At 75.0% G+C, this 24059-nt stretch carries 13 protein-coding genes, 1 tRNA gene and 3 pseudogenes; 6 read left to right on the top strand and 11 right to left on the bottom strand.

Annotated elements, in window-relative coordinates; genetic code table 11:
* Positions 1-13 precede the first annotated feature (13 nt).
* A complete protein-coding gene (locus POD19_RS07335) occupies positions 14-793 on the bottom strand; it encodes a PIG-L deacetylase family protein (protein WP_340309404.1) in 780 nt (259 codons plus the stop codon).
* The gene (locus POD19_RS07330) at positions 790-2070 is read right to left on the bottom strand and encodes a S1C family serine protease (RefSeq protein ID WP_051995236.1); all 1281 of its coding nucleotides are present in this window, start codon (positions 2068-2070) and stop codon (positions 790-792) included. Before POD19_RS07330 ends, POD19_RS07335 begins: the two co-directional genes overlap by 4 nt.
* 254 nt (positions 2071-2324) lie before the next feature.
* Here POD19_RS07330 and POD19_RS07325 point away from each other — a divergent pair, with 254 nt between their 5' ends.
* The 3 genes from POD19_RS07325 (at position 2325) to POD19_RS07315 (ending at position 6975) form a co-directional block, all read left to right on the top strand.
* Positions 2325-4460: a TPM domain-containing protein gene (locus POD19_RS07325; RefSeq protein WP_340309403.1), complete on the top strand. Its 2136-nt coding sequence runs from the start codon at positions 2325-2327 to the stop codon at positions 4458-4460.
* A 116-nt stretch (positions 4461-4576) separates the two neighbouring features.
* Positions 4577-5395, top strand: coding sequence for a PspA/IM30 family protein (locus POD19_RS07320; protein ID WP_002854906.1), 819 nt, complete (start codon positions 4577-4579; stop codon positions 5393-5395).
* Between the two features lie 179 nt (positions 5396-5574).
* Positions 5575-6975 (top strand): sodium/glutamate symporter, encoded by a 1401-nt coding sequence (locus POD19_RS07315; protein WP_036314362.1) that lies wholly within the window; start codon positions 5575-5577, stop codon positions 6973-6975.
* A 125-nt stretch (positions 6976-7100) separates the two neighbouring features.
* Here POD19_RS07315 and POD19_RS07310 read toward each other — a convergent pair.
* From POD19_RS07310 to POD19_RS07300, 3 genes and pseudogenes are all read right to left on the bottom strand, one after another.
* Positions 7101-7174 (bottom strand) — tRNA-Met (locus POD19_RS07310).
* A gap of 176 nt (positions 7175-7350) precedes the next feature.
* Positions 7351-10493, bottom strand: a pseudogene (locus POD19_RS07305) (UPF0182 family membrane protein).
* 118 nt (positions 10494-10611) lie between these two features.
* On the bottom strand, positions 10612-11682 hold the full coding sequence (locus POD19_RS07300; RefSeq protein WP_236649698.1) for a YlbL family protein: 1071 nt from the start codon (positions 11680-11682) through the stop codon (positions 10612-10614).
* A gap of 196 nt (positions 11683-11878) precedes the next feature.
* Here POD19_RS07300 and POD19_RS07295 point away from each other — a divergent pair, with 196 nt between their 5' ends.
* A complete protein-coding gene (locus POD19_RS07295) occupies positions 11879-13279 on the top strand; it encodes a zinc-dependent metalloprotease (protein WP_073117094.1) in 1401 nt (466 codons plus the stop codon).
* 64 nt (positions 13280-13343) lie between these two features.
* On the opposite strand, the gene POD19_RS07290 is transcribed toward POD19_RS07295, so the two are convergent.
* Positions 13344-14015, bottom strand: coding sequence for a M48 metallopeptidase family protein (locus tag POD19_RS07290; RefSeq protein WP_152743419.1), 672 nt, complete (start codon positions 14013-14015; stop codon positions 13344-13346).
* Positions 14016-14112: 97 nt separating this feature from the next.
* On the opposite strand from POD19_RS07290, the gene POD19_RS07285 reads away from it, so the two are divergent.
* Complete coding sequence (locus tag POD19_RS07285; protein WP_144860188.1) at positions 14113-14841, top strand: ThiF family adenylyltransferase; 729 nt, start codon at positions 14113-14115, stop codon at positions 14839-14841.
* A gap of 42 nt (positions 14842-14883) precedes the next feature.
* Here POD19_RS07285 and POD19_RS07280 read toward each other — a convergent pair whose 3' ends face one another.
* Positions 14884-17013, bottom strand: a complete 2130-nt coding sequence (locus POD19_RS07280) for an ATP-dependent DNA helicase UvrD2 (protein WP_144860185.1) — start codon at positions 17011-17013, stop codon at positions 14884-14886.
* A 15-nt stretch (positions 17014-17028) separates the two neighbouring features.
* Positions 17029-18018 carry an NAD(+) diphosphatase gene (gene nudC / locus POD19_RS07275; RefSeq protein ID WP_073117090.1) on the bottom strand — a complete coding sequence of 330 codons (990 nt, stop codon included), beginning with the start codon at positions 18016-18018 and terminating at the stop codon, positions 17029-17031.
* A 72-nt stretch (positions 18019-18090) separates the two neighbouring features.
* Between nudC and POD19_RS07270 the strand changes: the two genes are divergently transcribed.
* Positions 18091-19197: a phosphotransferase gene (locus POD19_RS07270; RefSeq protein WP_073117089.1), complete on the top strand. Its 1107-nt coding sequence runs from the start codon at positions 18091-18093 to the stop codon at positions 19195-19197.
* A 117-nt stretch (positions 19198-19314) separates the two neighbouring features.
* On the opposite strand, the pseudogene POD19_RS07265 reads toward POD19_RS07270, so the two are convergent.
* The 3 genes and pseudogenes from POD19_RS07265 to POD19_RS07255 form a co-directional block, all read right to left on the bottom strand.
* Positions 19315-19743, bottom strand: a pseudogene (locus POD19_RS07265) (PD-(D/E)XK nuclease family protein); the annotation flags it as partial.
* A 524-nt stretch (positions 19744-20267) separates the two neighbouring features.
* A pseudogene (locus POD19_RS07260) lies at positions 20268-22703 on the bottom strand (ATP-dependent helicase); the annotation flags it as partial.
* A complete protein-coding gene (locus POD19_RS07255) occupies positions 22691-24055 on the bottom strand; it encodes a PD-(D/E)XK nuclease family protein (protein WP_340309402.1) in 1365 nt (454 codons plus the stop codon). The pseudogene POD19_RS07260 and the gene POD19_RS07255, both read right to left, overlap by 13 nt.
* Positions 24056-24059: the final 4 nt, after the last annotated feature.

Below are 24059 nucleotides of genomic sequence, written 5' to 3'. Positions count from 1 at the left end.
GCAGGGTTAGGGTTCAGAACCCGGCGATGGTGCCCGGGCCGTTGACCGTGACCAGGTGGAACGCCTCGGCGTGGCCCGGCCCGGCGGCCGGGCCGGCGGCGCGCCGGTGGTGTTCGGCCATCTGGGCGAGCACGTGCCGCCGCATCGCGTCGACGTCCGGGTGCTGGGAGAGGTGGGCGTCGAGGGCGCGCAGCTTCTGCTCCGCCAGGCCCGTGACGTCCACGACCGTGTTCCGGCGTGCGGCGGGGGCGGCGTACAGCAGCAGGTTCCGGATCTTGAACGCCTCCAGCCCCTCCGCCGCGAGCTCCGGGTACGCGTACGGGTTCTCGACCGCCGGGTACGCGGCGCGCACCACGGCCTCGCCGCAGGCGAGGTGGTCCGGGTGGGCGGCCTGCATCCGCTCCCAGTCCCGCTCCGGGTGGGTGCTGAGCACCACGTCCGGCCGGACGCGGCGCATCAGCGCCACGAGCTTGCGGCGCACGCCGTGGTCCGGCTCGAGATGCCCGTCGCGCTCGCCGAGGAAGTGGACCTCGGCGGCACCGACGACGGCGGCGGCCGCGCGCTGTTCGGCGTGCCGGCGGGCGGTCATCGCCTCCGGGCCCTCCGAGTCGAAGCCGCCGGCGTCCCCGTCCGTCACGATGCACAGCTCGATGTGCAGCCCGGCCGCGCGGAAGCCGGCCAGGGTGGCGGCGGCCCCGAAGTCGAGGTCGTCCGGGTGGGCGCCGACGGCCAGGACCCGGCGCCAGCCGTGGTGGGCCGCGAGCGCGGCGGGGGTGGTGAGCGTGGTGGTCACGAGCGGGTGTCCTCCGTGAACGTCACCTCGGTCGTCTGCTCCGCGCCGTCGCGGAGGTAGGTGACGTCCACCGAGTCTCCCACGCGGTGCTCGCGGACGACGGCGGTGAGGGACTCGGAGTCGATCACCGCGCGGTCGCCGACGGCGGTGATCACGTCGCCCTCCTTCAGCCCGGCCGCGTCGGCCGCCGACTCTCCCACGACCTGCTGGACGCGGGCGCCGTCGCTGAACACGGTCCGGGCGTTCTCGCTGCCGCCCTGCACCTCGGCGGGCTCCGGGGTGACGCTCACGCCGAGCATGGCATGCGTGGCCTTGCCGTGGTCGATCAGGTCCTGTGCGACCCGCTGGGCGTAGTCCACGGGGATGGCGAATCCGACCCCGATGTTGCCCGCCTCGCTCGGGTCCTGGCCGGCCGAGGCGATCGCGACGTTCACGCCCACCAGGCGACCCTCGGCGTCGACGAGCGCGCCTCCGGAGTTGCCGGGGTTGATGGCCGCGTCGGTCTGCAGCACGTTGATGTACACCTCGCCCCGGGTGCCCTGCGGGGTGCCCGGCAGCTGGAAACGGTACTGATCGGTGCCGGAGGACGAGCCGGAGCTCTCGCCCTGCGGCTCGGGCGCCTCGGAGGACGCCACCGCGATGGTCCGGTCCAGGGTGGAGATGATCCCGTCGGTCACGGTGTTCGGCAGGCCCAGGGGGGCGCCGATGGCGACGGCCTCGTCCCCGACCTTCAAATCCCCGGACCGGCCGATCTGGATGGGGGTGAGGTCCGGGGCGTCGATCTTGATGACGGCCAGGTCGGACAGCGGGTCGGTGCCCACGACGGTGGCAGCGTAGACCTCCCCGTCCGAGGTGCGCACCGTCAGCTCGGCGTCGTTGGCCTGGCCGCCGAGGGTGACCACGTGGGTGTTCGTGAGGATGTGCCCCTCCGTGTCCAGGATCGACCCGGAACCGGAACCGGAGGCGGAGCTCGACGTCGCGGAGATGGTCACCACGGAGGGCAGCGCGGTCCTCGCGGCGTTCCCGACGGCGGTGTCCGCCACGGGCTGTCCCCCGGCCTCGGCCGAGGTGTCCGTCGCCTGCGAGGAGGAGGAGCTCGCGGCCTCGGACGCGGCCTCGCCGCCGTCCTCCGCGACCGCGCAACCGGAGAGCCCCACCATGAGCACGGCTGCGGCGAGCAGGCCCGCCCCGGCACGGGCGCGGGACTGGGGCCGGGGACGCGCGACGGTGCGGGCCGTCGGCACGGGGGGCTGGGTGGGGGCGGCGGTCTGGTCCACGGGGTCCTCGCTTCGGGTCGGGCCCCGGGCGGTCGACACAGACGCCCGTCGTCTTGCGGACGCGCGCCCCGGGGCACGTCCACGCTAGCGTGCATGACTGAACGCCGCCTAGAGGCCGAACGTCCGCTCCTCCCACGGTCCCGGCCGCGCCGGATCCCTGGTGCCCGATTCCCACGCCGCCCTACACTCAACCCCAGGATCCGGCGGGTCCGCCCGGTGCGGCGGCTCGCCTCCGCCGTCGAAGGAGACCCCGCATGACCGTGCCCACCCGCCCCGCCGATGTCGGCCGTCTGGCGCGCGCCGTGACCGCCGCGGGTCTGGGAGGCCTGGGCCTCCTGGTGGCGGCACCCACCGCGCACGCCGTGGCGGTGCCGCCGGGCGTATACGTGGTGGACGAGGCCGGTGTGCTTTCGACCTCCGATGAGCAGCGGCTGACCCAGGAGATCCAGGACCTGCGCCGGGACACCGGGCAGGGGCTGTACGTCGTCTACGTGGATGAGTTCAGCACGGACGCCCAGACGCTGGCCCAGGACGTGGCGCGCCAGCGCGGGCTCGGGACGAACGACTCAGTCCTGGTGATCGCGGTCGAGGAGCGCGCCTATGGGCTGGACAGCGGCGGGGACGCGAACCTGCAGAACCAGGTGACGCGCACCTACGTGGGCCCGGAGCTGTCCAAGATCGGCACGGACCCCGGCTCGGCGGACTGGCTGGCGGTGGGCACCGCCGCGGTGCAGGGGCTCGACGACGCCGCCGACGGCACGCTCGACGGCACGGGGGCCAGCGGGGCCGAGTACGATCCGGCCGGCGCCCTGCCAGCCGGCACCACGGGCGGCGGGAGCACGGCCCAGGGCGCCTCCGACGGCGGTGGGGCCCTGACGGCGGTCCTCGGCGCGGGTGCGGTGGCCGCGGCCGTGGGCGGCGGCGTGCTCGTGGCCCGCAGCCGGAGGCGCACGCAGGGCGGCGAGGTCGAACGGGGCCGCACCGAGGAGGCCCGCCGCGACCCCCTCGACGAGCTCAGCGTGGAGCAGCTGCGCACCCAGGCCGGCTCGAAGCTCGTGGCCGCGGACGACGCCATCCGCTCCTCGGAGCAGGAGCTGGGCTTCGCCGAGGCGTCCTACGGGGAGAAGTCCGTGGCGACGTTCCGCGAGGACATCGATCGGGCCAAGGAGCACATGCGGGCCTCGTTCCAGCTCCAGCACCAGCTCGACGACGAGATCCCGGACACCGAGGCCGAGCAGCGCGCCTGGCTCAAGGAGATCATCCAGCGCAGCGAGGCCGTGGGTGCGGCCCTCGCGGCGCACAAGAAGGAGTTCGACTCCCTGCGCGACCTCGAGAACCAGGTGCCCGAGGCCCTGGAGCGCGTCGACGCCCGCCTGCCCGAGGCGCGGTCCCGGGTGCAGGAGTCCGAGTCGGCGATCGCCGCGCTGCACGGCCAGTACGCGGAGTCCGCCCTCGCCGAGGTCGCGGACAACGCGACGCAGGCCCGGGAGCGGCTCGAGTTCGTGGAGACCGCCGTCGCGAAGGCGCGGAGCGCGTGGGACGCCCAGGACCGCTCCACGGCGGCGCTGGCCGTGCGTGCCGCCGAGGAGGCGCTCAGCCAGGTGGACACGCTCACCGAGGCGGTCGGCAAGGCCGAGGGGTCCCTGCGGGCCATGCTGAGCAACCTGCAGACGGGCCTCGCCCAGTCCGAGCAGGACGTCGCCGAGGCCGAGGCGCTCGTGGCCAACGGGTCGAACCCCGAGCTGGCCGGCCCGGTGGCGGGGATGAAGACCGCCCTGAACGCGGTGCGCCGAGCCCTCGCGGCCGGCCGCCCGGACCCCCTGCAGCTGCTCCACCAGCTCGAGGCCGCGCACCGCCAGCTCAACACCCCGCTGGCCGGCGTCCGCGACGCTCGGGAGCAGGCCCGCCAGGCCTCCCAGGTGCTCACCTCCACGATCGCCCAGGCCCAGGCGCAGATCGACGGCACGGCCGACTTCATCGGCGCCCGGCGCGGTGCGGTGGGCTCGGAGGCCCGGACCCGGCTCGCGGAGGCCGACCACACGCTGCGTTCGGCGATCAGCCTCGGCCGCACCGACCCCGTGGCCGCCCTCCAGCAGGCGCAGCGCGCCTCCCAGCTGGCCGAGCGCGCGAGCGAGCTGGCCCGCGCGGACGTCGAGGGCTTCGGCTACGGCCCCGGCATGGTGGGCGGCATGTACGGTGCACGCCCGCGCGCCGGAGTGGGCGGCAGCTTCGGCGGCGGCCTCGGCGGCGCACTGCTCGGCGGCATCCTGATGAACTCGATCCTGAACAGCGGCAGCTGGGGCGGCGGTGGCTTCGGCGGGTTCGACGGCGGCGGCCTCGGCGGCGGCGACTTCGGCGGGTTCGGCGACATCTCCGGCGGCGGCTTCTGACCGCCGCCCCATGAACTCCGGCGCCCCGGGCGCCGGCCCGGCCCGCACGCGCGGGACGGGGTGGACGCAGGCCGACGGTCTGCGCTGACGTGAAAGACCGACGAAAGGCAGACACCATGGTCAAGCAGTCCATCTTCGGCCGCATCAGCACGCTGGCGAAGGCCAACATCAACGCGATGCTGGACAAGGCCGAGGACCCCCAGAAGATGCTGGACCAGATGGTCCGCGACTACACGAACAACATCGCGGAGGCCGAGGCCGCCGTCGCCCAGACGATCGGCAACCTGCGGATGATCGAGGACGACTACCGCGAGGACCAGGACGCGTCCCGCAGCTGGGGCCAGAAGGCGCTGGCCGCCTCCCAGAAGGCCGACGACTTCCGCACCAAGGGCGACACCGCCTCGGCGGACAAGTTCGACAACCTCGCCAAGGTGGCCATCGAGCGCCAGATGGACTTCGAGCGCCAGGCGAAGTCCGCGGAGCCGACCATCGCCTCGCAGCGCGAGATCGTGGAGCGCCTGAAGACCGGTCTGGACCAGATGAAGGTCAAGCGTCAGCAGCTGGTCGCCAAGCGCGACGAGCTGACCGCCCGCGCCAAGTCCGCCCACGCCCAGTCCGCGGTGGCCGACGCCGTGAAGTCGATCGACCTGCTGGACCCGACCTCCGAGGTCTCCCGCTTCGAAGAGAAGGTCCGTCGCGAGGAGGCCCGCGTGCGCGGCCAGCAGGAGATCGCCGCCTCCTCCCTCGACGCCCAGTTCGAGTCCCTCGAGGACCTCGGCGAGAAGACCGAGGTGGAGGCCCGCCTCGCCGCCCTCAAGGCCGGCGGCGCCGGCCAGGCCGCCCTCACCTCGGGCGACGTCGACGCCGATGAGACCCTGACCCTCGACTACGCGGCCGAGGGGACCGCCGAGGAGACCGGCACCGCGCGCGGCTGACCCCGCCCCTCCCCACGGCCCGTCGCCCGGCCCACGCCGGCGCGGCGGGCCGTCCTCGTGCGCCCCGGCCCGGTGCCCCTCCCGGACGCGCCCCGGCCCCCGCGCTCCTTTGGTACTGTCCCGGGGTCCCTCGGCACGCTCCGTGGGACACCCCCGTCCCCGCACAGAGGAAGAACCCCATGCAAGAGCAGTTCACGGCCTGGTCCGTGCTGGTCGACGCCGGCCTCATCGGCGCGCTCCTGGCCGTGGGCACGCTGGCCCGTGCCGTCATCACGCCCCTCCAGACCCTGATGATCCCGGCCTCCGTCATCGCGGGCATCCTGGGCCTGGCCCTCGGCCCGAACGGCCTGGGCTGGCTGCCGTTCAGCCCCCAGCTGGGCACGTACGGCTCGATCCTGATCGTCATCGTGTTCGTGTGCATCGCGCTCACCGACGACTTCGACGTCCGCAAGATCGGCCGCCCCGTGGGCGCGTTCGCGTCCTACGGCGTGCTGATCTACTCCTCCCAGGTGGCCATCGGCGCCCTCGTCACGCTGGTCCTCCTGCAGCCGCTGTTCGACGCGCCCGACTCGTTCGCCGCCCTGCTGTTCGCCGGCTGGGCGGGAGGCTTCGGCTCCGCGGCCGCCGTGGGCCAGGCGTACGCGGCCAACGGTGATGCGACCGTCACCTCGCTGGCCTACACCTCGGCCACCGTCGGCATGATCGTCGGCGTGGTGGGTGGCATCATCCAGGCCAAGATCGGCGCGCAGCGCGGCCACGCGCGGGAGTTCGCGGGCCTGACCTCCATCCCGGAGGAGCTGCGCACCGGGGTGCTGAACCAGGTGGAGGAACGCCCGGTCATCGGCCGGCACACCTTCTCGGCGGCCTCGGTGGAGTCGCTGGCCTTCCAGGTCGGCGTGGTCGCGATGATCGCGGCGGCCGCGCACGGCGTGGTCTCCTGGATCACGGCCGTGTGGCCGAGCGTCGTGGGTGAGGACGGTCCCCAGCTGATCATCCCCGCGTTCGCGATCGCGTTCCTCCTCGGCCTGATCGCCCGCGTCCTGTTCCAGGCCACGAAGACGGCGAAGTTCCTCGACCCGGGCTCGCTGAACTCGGTGTCCGGCACCGCCACGGACATCCTCATCGTCTGTGGCATCGCCGCGATCGCCCCGACCGTGGTCGTGGACTACTGGCAGCCGCTGCTGCTCCTGTTCGTGATCGGCCTCGCGCTGGCCCTGTTCCTGGGGATCGTCGTGGCGCCGCGCGTCATGACCGACGCGTGGTTCGAGAAGCAGCTGTTCACGTGGGGCTGGGCCACCGGCGCCGTCGCCACGGGCGTGGCCATGCTGCGCATCGTGGACCCGAAGCTGAAGTCCGGGACCATGGAGCAGTTCGGCGTGGCCTACATCCCGGTGGTGCCCGTGGAGATCGCGGCCGTGTCCTTCGTGCCGCTGCTGCTCATCGCGGGCCTGTCCTGGGCCGTGGTCGGCATCTGGGGCGCCATCGCGATCATCGCGATCATCGCTGCCGTCTGGCTGCGCCGCACCGATCCGGGCCGCCGCACCCCGGCCCAGCAGGCGGTCCGGGCCTCGAGCCGCTGACGCTCCCCCACCGATCGCCCGAGGGCGGTCAGCTCGCCCGCCGGCACCGTGCCGGCGGGCCGGGGCGACCGGGCCCGGACATGCGAGAAGGCCCCCAGCAGATGCTGGGGGCCTTCTCCTTCTCGTTGCGGGGGCAGGATTTGAACCTGCGACCTCCGGGTTATGAGCCCGGCGAGCTACCGAACTGCTCCACCCCGCGGCGACTTCTAGAACTATACACACCTGTTCCGTCGAGTTCAAATCGGCGTCAGCGTCCCGCCATCCGGCGGCCATGCGGCGGCCACCTGCCCCGAGACGGCGGCGGCCCCGACCACGCGCGGTGCGTGGCCGGGGCCGCCGTCGACGGTCCGGCGGGCCCGGCCCGCCGGCGCCGGCTCAGCCGCTCGGCGTCGGGCTGGGGCTCGACGACGGCGCGGGGCTCGCCTCGGCCGGGGCCTGCTCCTGGGCAGGCGCGTCGCCGCCCAGGGCGTCGTCGGCGGCGGTGGCACGCTTCAGGGCCTCGTTGAGACGCTTCTGCTGCTCGCCGTAGCCGGCCCAGTCGCCCTCGGCCAGACGCTCCTGGCCCTGGGTCAGGGCGTCCTGCGCCTCCTCGAGGGCCGCCGAGAGCTCCTCCTCGACCGTGCCCGGAGCCGACGGCTCCTCGCCCGGTGCGGGCGCCTCCGCCTGGTTCTCCTCCGGGGTGACCGCGCCCGAGTCGCCGTCGAACACCTGGTCCAGGGCCTCCTGGAGGGTGTCCGCGAAGCCGACCTTGTCGCCGAACGAGACGAGCACCTTGCGCAGCGTCGGGTAGGTGGTGCCGCCCGAGGAGCGGACGTACACCGGCTGGACGTAGAGGATGCCGCCGGCCACCGGCAGAGTGATCATGTTGCCGTTGAGCACCTCGGACGCGCCCTGGCGCAGCAGGTTCAGCTCCCGCGAGACGTCCGCGTTCGAGTCGAAGTTCGCCTGCGCCTGGCCAGGGCCGGGCACCGTGGTGGACCGCGGCAGCTCGAGCAGTCGGAGCTTCCCGTAGCCCTCGGCCTTCACGCCGTCCTCCCCGAGCCGGCGTCGCCGGCGGCGGAGAGGAAACCGTAGAGCACGTTGCGCTGCTGGGCACCGTCCGTGATCTGGGGGATGTAGCTGCTGGTGAGGGAGAACGCCGGCTCGTCCTGGCCGGGCATCTGCAGCGTCATGTAGTACGGCGGCTGCTTGACGTCCTCCTCGCGCGTGGGGTCCGACGGCACGGACCACGCGTCGTTGTTCTCGTAGAAGTCGTCCGCATCGGTCACGTGGTAGCGGCCGAGCAGCTCGCGCTGGACCTTGAACATGTCCTCCGGGTAGCGGACGTGGTCCAGGAGTCCGGCGCTCATCTCCGAGTACGGGCGCAGCGAGGACGGGTACACGTTCTGCCAGGCCCGCAGCAGCGGATCCTGGTCGTCCCACGCGTAGAGGGACACCGAGCCGTCGTACGCGTCCACCGTCGCCTTCACCGAGTTGCGGATGTAGTTCACCCGGCCCTGGAGCGCCGGGTTCTGGCCCTGGCTCAGGGAGTCCACCGTGACCTCGCCCAGCTGCTGGGCGGTGGAGTACGGGAACTGGTCCGAGGTCGTGTAGGCGTCCACGATCCACTGCACGCGGCCGTCGACGATCGCCGGGTAGGGGGCGGTGTCCACCGTCAGGTAGGGCGCGACCTTGCGGACGCGCTCGGCCGGGTCGCGGTCGTAGAGGATCTGCGAGGCCTCGTTCACGTCCGAGGACAGCACCAGCTCGGGCGAGCCGAACTTCACCGCGTACGCGAGCCGGTTGAACAGGTTGCCCACCGAGGGGCCACCGTCGCCGGAGAAGGTGTACGCCGTGTCCTCCTGGGAGTCGGCCGTCTGCGGCCGGTCGCGTTCGACGGCCGGCGCGCCCTCGGGCGCACCCACCACCGAGTACGAGGGCGAGTTGAGCCCGAAGTAGATGCGCGGCTCGTAGTCCTGGTCGGAGGCCAGCGGCCCGCGCGTCGGGATCTCGGAGAGCAGCCACTGGGGCCGGCCGCCGGCCGCGACCTCGGAGGCGTCGGCCACGACCATGCCGTAGCCGTGCGTGTAGATGGTGTGGCGGTTCACCCACGACTGCATGTCGTCCACGTTGACGTCACGGGCCGCCAGGATGGTGTCCCGCGTCTGGCCGTCCACCTCGTAGCGGTCCACGTGCAGGGTGGTGGGGAACGCGTAGTACGGACGGAACTGCTGGAGCTGCCCGAAGGTCTGGGAGATCAGGTTCGGGTCCATGAGACGGACGTTGGCCGTGTTGGCCTCCTCGCCCGCCAGGGCCCCGGCCTCGGTGTCCGTGGCGCCCTCATAGTTCGTCACCTCGACGTCGTCCAGGCCGTACGCCTCGCGCGTCATGGCGATGTTCCGCTCGATGTACTGGGACTCGAGCGTGCGCTCGGACGGCTTCACCTGGTACTCCTGCACGATGAAGGGGTACGCCGTGCCCACCACGAGCGCCGTGATGACCAGGACCGCGGTGCCGATCAGCGACAGCCGCCACCGGCCCGAGACCACCGTCCACACGAACAGGCCGGCCACGATCACGGCCGTGACCGCCAGGATCGCCGACGTCGGGATGACCGCGTTCACGTCCGTGTAGAGCGCGCCGGCCCAGTTGCCGGTCTGCGACTGCGTGGTGCGGTAGCGGTTGAGCCAGAAGTTGACGCCCTGCAGCAGCAGGAACACGGCCAGGGTGATGCCGATGTGGGCGCGCGCCGCCGGGGTGATCCGCACGCTGCCGCCCTCCTCCACGCGCACCGCGCCGTACAGGTAGTGCACGAGCAGACCGGTGATGCCGGAGACCAGGACCACCGAGATCAGGTACCCGACCATGAGCGTCAGGAACGGCAGGGTGGCCATGAAGAACATGAGGTCCAGGCCGAACTCCGGGTCCGCCTGGCCGTAGGGCACCTGGTTCAGGAACAGCAGGACCGTGTTCCAGCCGTTCATCGCGGTGGAGCCGGCGAACACGCCGAGCACGAGCGGGACACCCAGGAACACCAGGCGGCGGATGGGCTCGAGCTGGCGCTGGGCCTGGCTGAGCGAGTCCCGCGCGGCCGCGGACGCGTCCGCGGGGCGGTGGCGCCAGGCCGTGCGGATCGCCAGCCACACGGCGAGGGCCATCCCGAGCCCGGCGATCAGGAACAGCGCGGCCTTGGCGACGACCTCGGTCCAGAAGACCTCGGTGAAGCCCAGCTGCGAGAACCACAGCACGTCCGTGTAGACGTTCGTGAACACCACGAACAGCCCCACGAGCACGGCCACCGCGATGATGGTCAGCACGAGCGCGCTCGGCCGGCCCGGCCGGCCCCTGCCGCGCGCGGCGGAGGACCCGCCCCCGCCGAACGGGCCACCAGGACCGCGGTCGCCGTCGTCGCCCGGGCCGCGCGGGGCGCCGCCGAAGGGGCCGAACGCCCCGAACGGGCCGGACTGGCCCCCGGCGGTCCCGCCGCCGTCACGGGGCGGTCCGCCGAACGGTCCGCCGCCTCCCTGTCCGAAGCTCACTGCTCTGTCCTCTTCCCTCCCGCGTCCGCGGGGCTCTGCTCCGGCCCGGGGCGCTGCGCCCCGGACATGTCGTCCGGTCTGGTGGTCTGGTGGTCTGGTGGTCCTGGTGTGCGTCGGCTCAGCCGCACGTCCGGGCGGCGGCCGGGGTCTCCCCCCGGGCCACCGCCTCGACGATGTCGCGGGCCTGGCCCAGCGTGTCCACGGGGTACACCGTCAGGCCCTCGGGCACACGGCCGGCCAGCTCCTCGCAGTTCGCCGTGGGGGCGAGGAACGTCGTGGCCCCCGCCTCGGCGGCGCCGCGCACCTTCTGCGGGATCCCGCCGATGGGACCCACGACGCCGTCCCCCGTGATCGTGCCCGTTCCGGCGATCGAGGCGCCCCCCGTCATCGCCCCCGGGGTCAGCCGCTCGATCACGGTGAGCGCGAACATCAGACCCGCCGAAGGTCCGCCGATGTCCGGCACGGTCAGCTCGACGTCCACCGGGACGTCGTAGGCGGTCTCGATCAGGGCCCCCATCTGCCACGGCTGGGGCGCGCCCTCGGGGGCGGCCGCCACCGGCACCTCGAGGTCCTGCTCCACGCCGTCGCGGCGGACCGTCAGCGTGACCGGGTCGGGCCCCGCGGCCCCGACGGCGGCGCGCACGGCCTCCAGGTCGGCCACGGGCCGTCCCTCGGCGGCGATCACCTCGTCCCCGGCCCGCAGGACACCCTCGGCGGGCCCGCCGGGCACGAGCTGCTGCACGACGAGCCGCTGGGGCACCTCGCGTCCGAGCTCGTGCAGGGCCGCGGCGGTCGCGGTCTGCTGGGAGTCCGACATGGCCGCCGAATTGGCCTCGCCGACCTCGTCGGAGGTGACGCCGGTGGGATACATCAGCTCGCGCGGGACCACGTCCACGGCGGGGTCCGTCAGGCCGCGGCCGAGGTCGAGCAGGGAGGTGGTGCCGATGGGAGGACCCCCGACCATCACGGTGGTCATGTGCAGGGTCCCCTCACCCGGGTCCGCCTCGCCGCCCTCGACGCGCAGCACGGGTCGACCCTCCCGTTCGCCCAGCAGGTCCACGGCGGGGCCGGGGCCCTCGAGGATGTAGGGGGTGGGGGCCAGCAGTGCCAGCCCGGCGCTGCCCAGGGCGAGCCATCCGGAGAAGGGCACGCGGGCGGCGCGGGTGGTCCTCGAGGGCACTGCGCGCACGCGACACCGTCTTTCCTGGGGGTCCTGATCGGGCCGTCCTCGCCGCCGGGCACGGGCCGCGCGGCGACGGTCACACCAGTCTACGCGGGGCCGCGACCCCCGCCTGCCCCGCGCGACGCCGTGCGCCATGGGCGAACCGCGCCGCCGCGACGTCGGGAGGGCGGGCGCGCCGCGCCGACGCGGATACGCTGGAGACATGAGCAACGACGCGCGCACGCCCGGATCCGACGACGGCCGCGACCCCCTGGAGGAGATGCTGCGGCAGCTCTTCGGCGGCCAGGGCCCCGACCCGGACGAAGTCCGACGCGCCATGGAGGGCCTGGGCGGCCCCGGCGGGGTGCCCTTCGACCCGTCCCAGCTGAATCCGGCCATGATGCAGCAGGCCATGGCCCAGTTCCAGGCGATGATGAGCTCCGGCTCCGGCTCGGACGGCCCCGTGAACTGGGCTCTGGCGAAGCAGGCCGCCCGCCAGGCCGTGGCCGGCGAGGACCCGGCCGTCGGCTCGTTCGCGCGACGCGAGGTGGACGAGGCGCTGCGGCTGGCCGAGCTGTGGCTCGACGGCGTCACGCAGACCGAGCCCGTCGGCAGCGTCGGCGTGGCCTGGTCCCGTGCCGAGTGGGTCGAGGCGACCATGGACCAGTGGCGCCGGCTCACCGAGCCCGTGGCCGTCTCGATGTCCCGCGCGATGTCCGCGGCCATCGAGCAGCAGCTGCCGGGCCAGCTCCCCGAGGGCATGGACGCCTCCCTGCTCGGCGGGCTGCAGCCCATGCTGAAGAACATGGGCGGCACGATGTTCGGCCTGCAGCTCGGCAGCGCCGTGGGCGCCCTGGGCAAGGAGGTGCTCTCGGGCACGGACATCGGCCTGCCCGTCGCCGGCCACCGTCTCGCCCTCGTCCCCGTGAACATCGAGGAGTTCGGCGACGGGCTCTCGGTGCCGGACGACCAGATCCGCATCTACCTGGCCCTGCGCGAGGCCGCACGCATGCGCCTGTTCCTGCACTCGCCGTGGCTCGAGCGGGACCTGTACGCCGCCGTCGAGCAGTACGCCGCGGGCATCCGCCTGGACACCGAGGGCATCGAGCGGGCCGCGCAGTCGGTGGACCCGATGGACCCCGGCTCCCTGCAGGCCGTGTTCGACGGGGCGTCCTTCATCGCCGCCCCGGACGCCACCCAGCAGGCCGCGCTGGACCAGCTGGAGCTGCTCGTCGCCCTCGTGGAGGGCTGGGTGGACGTGGTGGTCGCCGAGGCCGCGCGCCCCCTCGAGTCGGCGGCCGCCCTGCGCGAGACCATGAACCGCCGCCGCGCCTCGGGTGGCCCGGCCGAACAGGCCTTCGCCGCCCTCGTGGGCCTCGAGCTGCGCCCGCGACGCCTGCGCGAGGCCGCCGCGTTCTGGGAACACGTCACGGCCGAGCACGGCACGGAGTACCGCGAGGAGATCTGGCGCCATCCCGAGCGTCAGCCCACGGCGGAGGACCTCGAGGACCCCGCCGGGTACGCCGGGCGCCGCTCCGCCGCGGACGCCAGCACCGAGTCCCTCGACGACGAGCTGCGCAAGCTCCTCGAGGGTGGCTTCGGCGACGCGCCGCGCGAGGGCTGAGCCCCTCCCGGCACGACGACGGCGGGCGGTCCGGCACCTCGGGTGCGGGCCGCCCGCCGTCGTGTCAGCCGGCGTCCTCGTCCTCCGCCCACCGGTCCGGCGCCGTGCGACCGCGGCCCTCAGCGAAGGTCACCCCGTCGAGGAAGGCCATCGCCTCGGCGTAGCGCGGGTACCGGTCCACGAGGCGTCGGAAGGCCGGGCCGTGTCCGGACTCCAGCAGATGGGCCAGCTCGTGGACGAGCACCGCCGCCACCACCCAGTCCGGCATGCCGCGCAGCTGCGTCGAGAGCCGGATGGTGCCGCGGGCCGGCGTGCACGAGCCCCAGCGGCGGCGCTGCCGGGCCGACCACGTGACCGAGACCGGACGGGCCCGCCCACCCAGGTGCGCCGCCGAGAGCCGTCCCGCCCAGGCCAGGAGCGCGTCGTCGGAGCGAGCGTCGGCGGGGCCGCCGTCCGGGTCGGCCGCCGGCTGCCCCGTCCCGCCGCGTGCGCCCACCTTCGCGACCATCCGGCCGATCCACTCGCGCTCCTGCGCGGCCGAGAGCCGGGCCGGGACGTTGACCTGCAGGCGGCCGTCGCGCCACGCCGCCGAGACGGTGCGGGTGCGGGCCGTGGAGCGCACGAGCCGCACGGGCGTGCCCTCCCAGTCCAGATGGATACTCTCGCGGGCGGGACCGCGGTGGGCGGCCGGGACGGCACGCGGAGGGCGGCCGGGGGCGGGCGGGACAGGGCGCATCCGGCCATTGTCCGGCATGGGCCGCAGGCTGTGGACAATCCGGCGCGGTCCGGGAGCGCCCTGGCAGGGTGGGAGGCACCGAGCCGAGAGGAGAGCCGTGCGCACCGTCGCCGAGACCGTCACCACCGTCCCTCATGATGCCGCCGCGTCAGCGCTGGAGCCGGGGGCGTGGGCCCCGCCGACGGACGTCCACGTGGCGGGCCTCGACGCGGTGGGCGCGGCGATCGCCCACGCGCTGGCGGGGGCCGGGGCGCTGCGCCTGGCCCTGTGGGATCCGCGGCCCGTCGACGCCGCGGATCTGGGGACCGGCCTGCTGCCCGGGGACCTCGGTCGGCCCCGGGCGGGTGCGCTCGAGCGCCGGCTGGGCGATGTGGCCCCCGGGCTGCGCGTCTTCGCGCACCACGGCCCGGTGCCGGTGCTCGTGGGGCAGGCGACGGTGGCGGTGAGGTCCGTGCTCGACGCGGACCTGGCCGCGCAGGCCCTGGCCGCCGACCACCCGCTGCTGCCGGTCACGGTGGGGCCGAGAGCGGTCACGGTCGGACCATGGTGCGCCCCCGGGGTGCGCGGGTGCCCGCTGTGCCGATGGCCCGCGGACCCGGCGGGCGTCCCCGGTGTCCCGACGGCGCCCGGCCCGTCGGCGCACCGGGGACAGGTGGACGGGCTCGCGGCGCTGCGGGCCGCCGTGCTGACCGTGGACGCGCTGCGGACCGGACCGGCCCCCGGCGTGCTGCGGGCCGATCGGGTGACGGGACGCACGCGCCGGGTGAAGGTCCGCCCCCGGCCCGGCTGCGCCTGCGACCCGGATGCGCTCGGCTGGGCGTTCTGACGGGGGCGGCGCCGCCGGCGGAACGGGGTGCGGGCCCGCGGCTCAGGCCGTCGGGGTGCCGTGCAGCAGCTCGAGCAGCTCCGGTCCGTGCTTCTCCAGCTTGGCCTTGCCGAGGCCGGGCACCTTCAGGAGCTCTGCCGGGGTCCTCGGCATGGCCTCGGCGATGGCCACGAGGGTGGCGTCCGTGAACACCACGAACGCGGGCATCCGCATCTCGGCGGCCGTGCGGGTGCGCCAGTCGCGCAGCTCCTCGAGCACGGCCTCGTCGTAGGTGGCGGGGCAGTCCAGGCAGCTGCCGACCTTGCGCTCGGCTCCCGTCTCGAGGGGCTTGCCGCACGTGCGGCACACGGCGACCTTCGCACCCCGGCGCCGCGGCGCCGTCGGGCCGGCCGCGGAACCACGGGCCGGGGCGTGCTCGCGGGTGCCGCCGAGGGTCGGGTCGATGGCCCACAGGAACCGGGAGGGCCGCCGGGTGGAGCGCCCGCCCGTGCCCCGCGAGAGCGTCCACGTCAGCGACAGGTGCTGGCGGGCACGCGTGATCCCCACGTAGAGCAGGCGCCGTTCCTCGTCCACCTCGGCCTGGGTCTCCGCGAAGGAGATCGGCATGAGCCCCTCGGACAGGCCCACGAGGAACACCGCGTCCCACTCGAGGCCCTTGGCGGAGTGCAGCGAGGCCAGGGTGATGCCCTGCACCGTCGGCGCGTGCTGGTGCTGGGCGCGCTCGTCGAGCTCGGCCACGAGCTCGGTCAGCGTGAACTCGGCCCCGCGCGTCGTGGCGAGCTGGTCGGCGAGGTTGACGAGGGCGTGCAGGGACTCCCACCGTTCACGGGCCGCGCCGGTGGCCGACGGCGGTTCGGCGGAGTAGCCGAGCGAGGAGAGCACGTCCCGCACCCGGTCCGTGACGTCGTCGCCCGTCAGGTCCTGGGCCGCGCGGGCGGCGGCCCGCAGCTGCAGGATGCCGTCGCGCACCTCGCGCCGGGAGAAGAACCGCTCGCCGCCGCGCAGCTGGTAGCCGATGCCCGCTGAGGACAGCGCCGTCTCGAAGGCCTGGGACTGGCCGTTGGTGCGGAACAGGACGGCGATCTCGGAGGCCGGCACGCCGTCGTCGATCAGCGCCGCGATCCGGTCTGCGACCCAGCCGGCCTCGGCCTCGTCGTCGGTGCACTCCGCGAACACGAGGTCGGGGCCGGCCGGCCGCTGGGAGACGAGCTCGAGGGGGTCGGGCCAGCGCGGCATCGTGCGGTCCCGCTCCCCCGCCTTGGTGCGGTCCGCCAGCAGGCGGTTGGCCGCCTCCACGATCTGCGGGCTGGACCGGTAGTCACGCACGAGACGGACCACCGTGGCCGCGGGATACCGCTCACGGAAGTCGGTGAGGAAGCGGGAGGTCGCGCCCGTGAACGAGTAGATCGTCTGAGAGGCGTCGCCGACGACGCACAGGTCGCCGCGGTCGCCGAGCCAGAGGTCGAGCAGGCGGTGCTGCAGCGGCGAGACGTCCTGGTACTCGTCCACCACGAACACGCGGTACTGGTCCCGGATCGTGGCCGCGATCTGCGGCTCGGTGGACAGGATCCCCACGAGGATCAGCAGCACGTCCTCGAAGTCGATCATGTTCCGGGCTGTCTTGGCCTCCTCGTAACCGGTGTAGAGACGGGCGACGGTGGTGGCGGTCCAGCCGGCGGGCATCTCCCGCTCCTTCGCGGCCTCGGCGTAGCCCTCGGGGGCGTGCAGGGAGACCTTGGCCCATTCGATCTCGCCGGCGAGGTCGCGCAGTCCGGCCCGGTCCACGGTCATGCGCATGCGCTGGGCGACCTCCGTGAGCAGGCGCACCTTGTTCTCGATCAGCGAGGGCATGGGCCCGCCCACGGCCTGGGGCCAGAAGTACTGCAGCTGGCGCAGGGCCGCCGAGTGGAACGTGCGGGCCTGGACGCCGGCCACGCCGAGGTCGCGCAGGCGGGTGCGCATCTCCGCGGCGGCGCGCGCCGTGAAGGTCAGGGCGAGGGTGCGGTGCGGGTCGAAGACGCCGGAGGCCACGCCGTAGGCGATGCGGTGCGTGATGGCGCGGGTCTTGCCGGTGCCGGCGCCGGCCAGGATGCAGACGGGCCCGTGCAGGGTCGTGGCGGCCCGGCGCTGCTCCGGGTCGAGGCCGCGGAGGATCTCGTCGGGAGTGCTCATGCGGGACGAGTCCTCCTAGGTGATCAGGGTCTGCGCATCGGGCAGCGTCCCACCGTACCAATCCTCGATGAGTGCCCGCGCGATGGACACAGCCCCGGGCAGGGTGACGTCGCCCTCGCGGGCCAGATGCGCGAGCTCCTCCCGCTCGAACCAGCGCACGGAGAGGATCTCCTCGCCGTCCGGGACCGGCTCGGCACCGGCCGGGGCCAGCGCGGTGAAACCGAGCATGAGCGAGCGCGGGAACGGCCACGGCTGGGAGCCGCGGTAGCGCGGCTGCGTCACCGTGATCCCGGACTCCTCCGCGATCTCCCGGACCACCGCGTGCTCGAGGGACTCCCCCGGCTCCACGAACCCGGCCAGGCAGGAGTACAGCCCCTCGGGCCACGCCGCGTTGCGGCCCAGCAGGATCCGCCCGGCCGGGTCGATGACGGCCACGATCACCGCCGGGTCCGTGCGCGGGAACTGCTCCCGGGAGCAGTTGCGGCAGCGACGCACCCAGCCGGCCGCCTCGACGTCCGTGGCGCCGCCGCAGAACGCGCAGAAGCGGTGGGTGGCGTGCCAGTTGGCGTTCGCGACAGCGGCCACGAACAGCCCGGTGTCCGCGTCGCTGAGGGCGGCGGCCGCATCGCGGAGGCCGACCCACACGGCGTCCGCGAGCGCGGTGGCCGCGTCCTCCGGCAGGGCCGCCGGCGGCTCGACGGCGACGGAGACCACCTCGCGCTCCCGCCCGTGCGGGCCCCGGTCCGCCGCGGTGCCGCGGCCCAGATACGCGGCCTCGGCCGGCACGGGACCGGAGGGCGCGGTGAAGACGAGCCGGCCGTCCGCGACGGGTGCGCGGCCACCCTGCAGCCACAGGACCTCCGTTCCCTCGCGCGCCCAGACCGCCGCCAGGTGGCCCGGGTCGAGGCGAGCCACGGCACCGCGGTCCAGCTCCTCGCGGGCCAGCGGCAGGGCCAGCGGCGGTGCGGCGGTGAGGTCGGACGACGACGGGGGGCAGGAAGCCATGCGTCCAGGCTAGCGACCCGTCTCCGGTGCGCCCGACGACGGGGGCGGGCGTTCCGCGCCTAGGCTGGAGGGGTGGATCGTCAGCCCCTTCGTCTTGCAGCCCTGGCCGCCGCGGCCGTCCCCGGCCTCGCCCCCGTCTCCGTGGAGGCGAGCCCGGACGACCCCGCGGACTTCTCGACCGCCGTCGTCGTGGACGGTGAGGGCCAGCGGTGGCGGGTCCGCTCGCCCCGCACCCCGGAGGCGGGCATCCGTCTCGAGACGGAGCTGCAGGTGCTGGCAGGCCTGACCCCGGCGGTGCGCGCTGGCCTGCCGTTCCGCACGCCCTCCGTGGCGGGCGCGGTGCGGCTCGAGGGGCTGCGCACCTTCGTCTACCAGGACATGCCCGGGCGTCCCGTCACCCTGGAGGAGCTGGCCCGACTCGGCGAGCCCGCGGTGCAGGACGTGGGCCGCGTGCTGGCCGCGATCCACACGCTGCCCTCGGACGTCGTGGACCACGCGGACCTGCCCTCCTACACGGCGGAGCAGATCCGGCAGCGTCACCTCCACGCCCTCGACCAGGCGGCCACCTCCGGCCGCGTGCCGCCCCTGCTGCTGCGCCGCTGGGAGGAGGCCATGGAGGAAGAGCCCCTGTGGCGGTTCACCCCGGTGCCCGTGCATGGTGACCTGCACGAGGACAACCTGCTCCTCGAACGCGGCCGCGTGGTGGGCGTGACGGGCTGGACGGACCTGCACGTGGGCGACCCGGCCGACGACGTCGCCTGGCTGGCCGCCGCCACGGACCCGGACCTGGCCGACCGCGTCCTCGACGCCTACGCGGCCCGGCGGGCCGACGCGGGGGCCGCCGACGACGGCGACGCCCACCTGATGCGCCGTGCGGCGCTGCTCGCCGAGTTCGCCCTCGCCCAGTGGCTCACGCGGGGCCTGGACCGGCACGACGAGGGGATGGTCGCCGAGGCGGAGGCCATGCTGGCCGAGCTCGAGGGCGACGTGCGCGCCGCGCAGGAGGCGGCCGCGCGCCAGGCGGAGGCCGACGCGGCCGCCGACGCCGCCGAGGACGCCCGGGATGCGGCGGAGGACGCCCGGGAGGCCGCGGCCGTGAGGAGCGCGGACCCGGAGACGGGGTCGCTGCCCGCCGTCGAGGTGGTGCGGCCGATCAACGGCGGGCCAGGGCGTCCGTGATGTGACGCTCGAGCTCCTCCTCCCCCCCGGCAGGTCCGGGAAGGAGCGCTCCTGCCCGTGGGCCACGTACACGAAGCTGGCCCCGATCCGTTCCAGCGGGATCCCGTGCAGCCGTGACCAGGCGAGCCGGTAGACGGCCAGCTGCAGCGACTTGAGCTCGAGGTCGCGGCCCCGCGGCACGGCGCCGGTCTTCCAGTCGACGAGCTCCCAGTCGGCCTCGGGGTCGAAGGGCAGGCGGGGGTCCCCGCCGGAGCGGTAGATCGCGTCGACCCGGCCCCGCAGCGTGATCCCGCCGACCGTCGTCTCGACCGGGGCCTCGACGAAGGCCGGGGTGCGCTCCGCCCAGCGCGAGGAGCGGAACCACTCCTGCATCGGGCCGAGGTCGAGGGCCTCGTCGACCCACAGGTCCGCGGCGTCCTCGGCCGAGTCGATGTCCAGCATGCCGGTGGCCCCGAAGCGCTCCTCGAGCCACGCGTGGAACGCCGTGCCGCGTCGCGCCGCGTGCGCGGGCGGCCGGGGCAGGGGCCGGCGCAGCTGCTCGGCCACGGCCTGCGGGTCGGCGGCGAGCTCGCCGTAGAGGGACACGGAGACGTGCTCGGGCAGGGCGGTCTCCCCGCCCGTCCCGGCGACGTCCCGGCGGCGCAGCAGCACCCAGTCCACCTGGCGGGCCAGCTCCGGGTCGTCCCCGAGCGCCGCCGGGTCCGCGGCGTGCACGGCCGCGGCGGCCGCCTCCACCCCGTGCCGGCGGGCCCGGGAGCGGTGCGGCAGCGGCTGCCAGCGTTCCTCGTCCTCGGGGTCCTCCGGGTCGGCGACGAAGGCCTCCGGGCCGTCGAGCGGGTCGAAGGGCCAGCGGGCGACCAGCGTCCGGGCCGCGGCGGGGTTGGCCTCGGGCAGGTCGTCCTCGGCGGGGGCGGGGCCGAGCGCGACGCCGGGCACCTCCCCGCCAGACCGGCCACCTCCTCGAGGAAGGCCGAGGCCGGCAGGGGCTCCTTGTTGACTCCCTTGAACAGGGAGGTGCTCAGCCACAGGGCGGATCGCGCGCGCGTGTACGCGACGTAGGCCAGGCGCCGCTCCTCGCGCTCGGCGTGGGCGGCCACGGCCACGGCATAGGGGTCCGGGTTGCCCTCCTGGGCCGCCTTGGAGCTGTACTTGGTGCCGGCCGACTGGACCCAGTCCCGCTGGTCCTGGGCCCACGAGCCGTCCCACTGCGGCAGCGACGCGCGGTCCCCGCGCAGGGGCCACGGCAGCGCGCCGGCCCCGGGGCTGGTCCAGCGGTCCGCCCGCGTGGACGGGAACGTGCCCTCCTGCAGGCCGGGGACCGCGACGACGTCCCACTCGAGCCCCTTCGAGGCGTGCGCGGTGAGCACCTGGACCAGGCCGGGGGTGGGTTCGGCGTTCTCGACGCCGAGGCCGTCCTCGTGCTCGAGGACGGACTCCGTCCAGGCCAGGAACGCCGTCAGGTCCGTCGCCGTGGTGCCGGCGCCGAAGTCGCGGGCCGCGTCCTGGAACGCGTTCAAGTGCCGCCGGGCCGCGGCCGCGGAGACGCCGGGCCGCAGGGCCACCTCGACGTCCAACCCCGTCTCACGGATCACCTCCGCGATGAGGTCGGCCGGGTCCTCCCCGGTGCGCGTGGAGAGCCGGCGCAGCTCGGCGTTGACGGCCCTCAGCCGGGCCAGGCCCTCGGGTGAGAAGCCGCGGCCGCGGGAGCCGACCCAGTCCGTCCCCTCCCCGGGCAGGGAGTCGAGGGCCTCCAGCAGGGCGGCGGCGTCGGCGTCCTCCTCGGGGCTCACGTCCCGGTCCGGGGCCGCGTCCGGGGCAGCCCCGGCGGGGTCCTCCCGCCCACCGGCGGCCCGCTGGGCCCGCAGCCGCGAGACGAACCGGGCGCGCTCCTGGAGCACCTCGAGGTCGGCCACACCGATGCGCCAGCGCGGGCCGGTGAGCAGGCGGACGAGCTGGTCGCTGCGCGTGGGGTCGGCCAGCACGTGGAGGACGGCGAGCACCTCGGCGACCTCCGGCAGCGCCAGCAGCCCGGAGAGCCCGAGCACCTCGTAGGGCAGGCCGGCGGCGTCGAGCGCGTCCAGCACGGGGCCGAACTGGGCGCGGGTGCGGCACAGGACGGCGCGGCTCGGGGTGGTCCCCCCAGGCCCGGACCCGGTGAGGGCGCCGAGGCGGGCGACGACGTCGGCGGCCTCCTCCTCCGCGGTGACGAACCGGTCCACCCGGACGACGCCCTCCCCCGCGCCCGGTCGGGGTCGCAGGGTGCGCACCTCCACCGGCGCGCCGCCCGCCGCGGCGGCGTGGGCGTTCAGCGGCGCGGCGACGGCGTTGGCGACCGCCAGGATCGACTCCTCGTTGCGCCACGCGATCGTCAGGTGCGAGACGTCCGCGTTCACACGCCGCGGGGCGCCGCCGGGACCGGTCTCCAGCCGGGGGAAGGCGTGCGGGAAGGCGAAGAGCTGTCCGGCGGAGGCGCCGCGGAAGCCGTAGATCGACTGGTGGGGGTCGCCCACCGCGGTGACGCAGTGCCCCAGCCCGGGCGCGTCGTCCTCGGGGCCGCGCGGGCCGAACAACCCGGCGAAGATCCGCATCTGGGCGTGGGAGGTGTCCTGGAACTCGTCCAGCAGCACCACGGGGAACCGCGCGCGCTCCTGCTCGCCGGCCGCCGGCACCTCGACGGCGATGCGCGCCGCGTGGCGCAGCAGGTCGCCGAAGTCCATGACGTCCTGCTCGCGCTTGACCTCGTCGTAGCGGGCCACGAGGTCCGCCATGAGGGCGCGGTCCGCCAGGCCGGTCAGGAACTCCTGGATCTCCTTCGAGGGGGTCTTGGCGCGCGGGGGCAGCGGCAGGGCGCTCCCCTGCTCGGCCAGCCGGGCCAGGAACCCGCGCACCTCGTCCGCGGTCACCAGGTGCTCGGCCATGTCCCCGGCCAGCCGCAGGGCCTGTGTGATGAGCCGGGACGGGGCCACGCCGAGGGTGTCCGCGACCACCGGATGCGAACGCACCACGGCGCCCATGAGCCGGTGGGCGTCCGCGCCCCCCAGCAGCCGCGCCTCCGGTTCCACGCCGATCCGCAGGCCGTGGTCCCTGACGAGCGCGCCCGCGTAGGAGTGGTACGTGGACACCGAGGCGCGGCCCAGGTCCTCGGGCTCCCCGTCGAAGCCGGGGATCTCGAGGCCGGAGCGCAGCAGGGCGTCCACGCGCCCGTTGATCCGCTCGGCGAGCTCACCGGCCGCCTTCCGGGTGAACGTGACGCCGAGGACCTCGTCCGGGCGCACGAGCCCGTTGGCCACGAGCCACACCACGCGGTCGGCCATGGTGGCGGTCTTGCCGGATCCGGCGCCGGCCAGCACCAGGCGCGGAGTGAGCGGGGCGGTGACCACCTCGGCCTGCTCCTGCGTGGGCGGGGGCAGCCGCAGCCGCGCCGCGATGTCCTCCGGGGAGTGGACCGCGTCCTCGACGCGCGGACGATCGGTCGGGGCGGCGGGATCGCCGGTCAGCGGGGCCATTCGGTGACCTGCCTTCCTTCGGAGCAGAGCGGACAGACGGAGGGCAGCGCGCACCGACGGGCGCCGGCCTCGTGGAGGGCGAGGAAGCGCGGCCCCGTGGTGCGGCGGGCCGCCGTGAACACCTGCTCGAGCGCCCAGGTGTCCTCGTCCTCGAGGGCCGGCTGGTCCTGCACCTTGGTCTTCTGGGTGCCGGCGCCGAGCTGGACGAGGGCCGCGCCGGCCGGCGTCGTGGGCCGCTCCAGCCCGGCGAGCGCGGCGCGCAGGGCGGGGTCGGTGGCGGGGTCGTCCCGGACCTGCTCCAGACCACCGGCGCGGACGGCCACCTGGTAGGCGGCCAGCTGGGGCTGGCGCGCCATCTCCGCACCGGTGGGCGCGCTGCGGCCGGTCTTGAGGTCGGCGATGAAGGGTCGGCCCTGCGCGTCCGCCTCGAGCCGGTCCACGACGCCGGTGATCCGGACGGTGGTCCCGCCCCAGGTCAGGTCCGCGAGGAGCCGCACCTCCTGGGCCACGGGCCGACGCCCGGCCGCCCGGGCGATGCTCCAGTAGCCGATGTAGGCGTCCACCAGGCCGCGGGCCCGGTCGTGCTCGATCTCCGTGATCCAGCCCTCCGGCAGGCCGAGTTCGGGCAGGCGGCGCTCCAGTTCGGCACGCACGTCCTCGGGCATGCCCTCGGGATGGTGCTCGGCCACCGAGTGCACGAGCGTGCCCACGGACTGGGCGAGGGTTCCGCCCGCGTTCGCGCCGACGTGGTACAGCACCCAGTCCAGCGGATTGCGCAGGGCCGTCTCCACGCGGGAGGGCGAGAGCGCGACGACCTCGTGCTTCGGGTCGACGAGCGCAGCCTCGGTGGACAGCGGCAGCAGGCCCCACCAGCGTCGGGGGTCCGCGACGGTCACGCCGTCCTCGGCGAGGGCCGCCAGGCCGGCGGCCGCCGCCGCCCGGGGTGTCGCCCCGTCGGCCGCGTCCGCCTCGTCCCCGGCCTCCAGGACGCGGCGCAGCCGGCCGACGAGCGCGGGCGCCGTGATCGGGTCGGGGACCGCGGTGAGCCGCCGGACGCCGGCGGCGTCGCGCGCCTCGGCGGGCAGCCGTTCGGGCGGGTCCACCAGGTCGAGGAAGTCGGAGGGGCCCTCATCCGGCGAGCGCACGGCCGTGGCGACCACCTGGCGCCGTGCCCGGGAGACGGCGGCCGCGAGCATGCGCAGCTCGTCCTGGCGGACCTCGCGCAGCCGGGTGCGGTGGTCCGTGGGCCACGGGGCGTCCGCGGGCAGGGTCACGAGGTCCACGAGGTCGGTGGCGCCGAGCAGCTGGCCGCGCAACCGGGTGTTCGGCCACACGCCCTCCTGCAGGCCCACGACG

Origin of the sequence: Micrococcus sp. GPGPB33 (assembly GCF_037853785.1) — a bacterium.
Taxonomy (GTDB): domain Bacteria; phylum Actinomycetota; class Actinomycetes; order Actinomycetales; family Micrococcaceae; genus Micrococcus; species Micrococcus luteus.
Note: the sequence above shows the minus strand (reverse complement) of the source record. Positions and strands in the feature narration are given on the sequence as shown.